Source organism: Halomonas sp. SIMBA_159, assembly GCF_046536035.1.
Taxonomy (GTDB): domain Bacteria; phylum Pseudomonadota; class Gammaproteobacteria; order Pseudomonadales; family Halomonadaceae; genus Vreelandella; species Vreelandella venusta_A.
Genome location: NZ_JAWJBT010000266.1, coordinates 1 through 315, shown reverse-complemented (window position 1 = coordinate 315; position 315 = coordinate 1). Strand labels below are relative to the sequence as shown.

The following is a 315-nucleotide window of genomic DNA, read 5'->3' as shown; positions in this document are numbered from 1 at the left end:
CTTTCAACATACTCTTTTTTCTTCTCTGCCAGCACAGATGCCCGCACCGTACGTGCATACTGCGGCCATTCCGCAATACCGATAATCACCACCAGCATCACAATGGCGTACTGACTGTAAAAGTCACTGCCAAAGCTGGCTTTGAAAATCGCCGATACGATAATCGCCACCATCATAGTCGAGAACGACAGCTGGACATCGGCAATCCGCATCAGGAAGCTGTCGATACGGCCACCGAAGTAACCGGCACAGAGTCCGACTATGATGCCGATAAACAGCTGCAGCGCGACGGCAAACAGGCCAATGGCCAGTGAG

1 protein-coding gene is annotated in these 315 nt (G+C 52.4%); it reads right to left on the bottom strand.

Annotated features, from left to right (window positions below; translation table 11 throughout):
* Positions 1 to 315: ABC transporter permease subunit (locus R0J87_RS19260; protein ID WP_498888251.1), on the bottom strand; the 315-nt coding region annotated here is incomplete at both ends.